The sequence below is a fragment of the Cyanobium sp. LEGE 06143 genome, assembly GCF_015207535.1.
Lineage (GTDB): Bacteria > Cyanobacteriota > Cyanobacteriia > PCC-6307 > Cyanobiaceae > NIES-981.
Window position 1 is genome coordinate 1 of sequence record NZ_JADEWP010000278.1, and the last position, 2,272, is coordinate 2,272.

2 protein-coding genes and 1 pseudogene are annotated in these 2,272 nt (G+C 73.4%); 1 reads left to right on the plus strand and 2 read right to left on the minus strand.

Annotation, left to right across the window (positions count from 1 at the left end):
• Positions 1-237: pseudogene (locus tag IQ216_RS13505) on the plus strand (primosomal protein N'); the annotation flags it as partial.
• Positions 238-252: 15 nt separating this feature from the next.
• On the opposite strand, the gene IQ216_RS13510 reads toward IQ216_RS13505, so the two are convergent.
• Positions 253-1,359 carry a DUF3153 domain-containing protein gene (locus IQ216_RS13510; protein ID WP_193815882.1) on the minus strand — a complete coding sequence of 369 codons (1,107 nt, stop codon included), beginning with the start codon at positions 1,357-1,359 and terminating at the stop codon, positions 253-255.
• A 2-nt stretch (positions 1,360-1,361) separates the two neighbouring features.
• Positions 1,362-2,264, minus strand: a complete 903-nt coding sequence (gene argB / locus IQ216_RS13515; RefSeq protein ID WP_186696582.1) for an acetylglutamate kinase — start codon at positions 2,262-2,264, stop codon at positions 1,362-1,364.
• Between the last annotated feature and the right edge of the window lie 8 nt (positions 2,265-2,272).

Sequence of the window (2,272 nt, forward strand, 5' to 3'; positions counted from 1 at the left end):
GCCACCGCGGCGGCAGCGATCGCCGAGCTGCTGCGGCCGGCCCTCGAGGCCAGCGGCTGGTGGCTGATCGGCCCGGCCCCGGCACCGGTGGCCCGGGTGGCTGGCCGCAGCCGCTGGCAACTGCTGCTGCACGGTCCTGCCGGCGCGCCCCTGCCCCTGCCGGGTGAGGCGGAGCTGCGGCGCTCCCTGCCGGCCGCCGTGGCCCTGGCGATCGATCCCGATCCGCTCAGCCTGTAGCTGCAGGCACCAGGCCTAGGCCGGCAACTGGGGCAGACCAAAACCCAGCTGCTGGCGCAGCCGACTCAGCGCGGCCACCAGCCCCAGGGCGAGCAGAATCAGCCCCGCCCCCAGGCCCAGGGGACTCCAGCGCCAGCAGCTGAGCTCCAGCCGGTTCTCGGCGCCCAGGCGCAGCGGCCAGCGCACGCCCCTGGTGCCAGGAATGGTCTGCACCGATTCCGGACCGGCCCGGCGGATCGCCGCCAGCCTGAGCGGCTCGAGGTCGAGGCTGAAGTCGGCGCCAGGCACGGGATCCGCGCCGCGCAGATCCACCGCCACCGACAGCCGCTGCTGMACCCCCAGCAGCCAGTTGCGCTCCTGCCAGCGCAGCTGCGGCACAGGCAGCTCCACCCCCGCCAGGCGAGCAGCGTCTTCGAGATTGGCCGCCAGCAACTCCAGGGCCTGGGCCGCCGGCATCGTGGCTCCCAGCACGTGGTCGTGACCGGGCTCACTGGCGCCGTCGGGCCTGAGGCCCGCCTGCTGCAGTGCCTGCAGCACGCCCCGCTCCCAGGGGGTCGCCACAGCCGTGGGGCCCCGCTCCAGCCGCTGGCCCACCTGCAGCCGGCCCGGTCCGTGGAAATGCAGCTCAGCGCGCACGCTGCCGCAGCCCCCCAGCAGCAGGCTGAGCAACAACAGCACCAGCACCAGGGCCGCGAAGCCCAGGGGCGCCCGGGTGGGGCCCACCGGCGGCGCCGGCGGCGGCGGCGGCCGTTGGGCGCGACGGCTGCGGGCCACCTGCTGCAGCCGGCCGGTGACCGATTCGGCCTCACCCAGCTCCGGCAGGGTGATCGACCAGCGGCGCGGTCGCTCCAGGGCCGGCGCCTCCAGCACCTCCAGCAGGTCCTTGGCCTGGGCGCGAAGGGTGGCATCGGAGCAGCGTTTCACCTGGCGGCAGCAGGCGATCGCCCGCACCGCATTGCCCTGCCCCATCCAGGCCGTGGCCATCAGCAGCTGGATCTGGGCCCCCTCCGGCGTGGCGGGCGGAAAGCTCGACACCAGGGGCTCCAGAGCGCCCAGGGCCTGGCCGTAGTCGCCGCGCTCCAGGCAGCGCCGGGCCCCGGCGCACGGATCCTCGACCTCCATGCTCACGGCCTGCCGTCCAGCAACTGGGGACTGCCCACCACCATCGTGCCGATGCCGGCATCGGTGAACACCTCCAGCAGCACGGCATGGGGGACACGGCCATCGATGATGTGGGCGGCGGCAACCCCCTGGGCCAGGGCCCGGATGCAGCACTCGGTCTTGGGGGTCATGCCCCCCTCCACCACGCCGCTGGCGATCAGCTCGCGGGCACCGGCCAGGGTGAGCTGGCGCACCAGGGTGGAGGGATCGTGGCGGTCGCGCAGGATCCCGGGGGTGTCGGTGAGCAGGATCAGCTTCTCCGCCTGCAGGGCTGCGGCCAGCTCCCCCGCCACCGTGTCGGCGTTGATGTTGTGGGCCTGGCCCTCGGGGTCGGCGGCCACACTGGAGATCACCGGCACGTAGCCGGCCTCGAGCAGGGGCAGCAGCACGGCGGGATTCACCGCAGCCACCTCCCCCACCAGGCCGTTGCGGCCCTCGCCGTAGGGCCTGGCCGTGACCAGGGACCCATCGCTGCCGCAGAGCCCCACGGCCCTGCCCCCCAGCCTGTTGAGGCCGTTGACGATCTGCTTGTTGACCCGGCCCACCAGCACCATCTCCACCACATCCATGGTTTCGGGGGTGGTGACCCTCAGGCCTCCCTTGAATTCGGGCTCGATCTGCAGACGGGCCAGCCAGTCGTTGATCTCCGGGCCGCCGCCATGCACGATCACCGGCCGCACCCCCACCGAGGTGAGCAGGGCCAGATCGCGGTACACAGCCTGCCTCAGATCGGCGCGGGCCATGGCGGCGCCGCCGTACTTCACCACCACCCGGCGACCTCGGAAGCGCTGGATGTAGGGAAGGGCCTCGCTGAGCACGGACACCCGCAGGGCATCGGTGTGGCTGATGGCGTTGTCGGAGCTCACGGCAACAG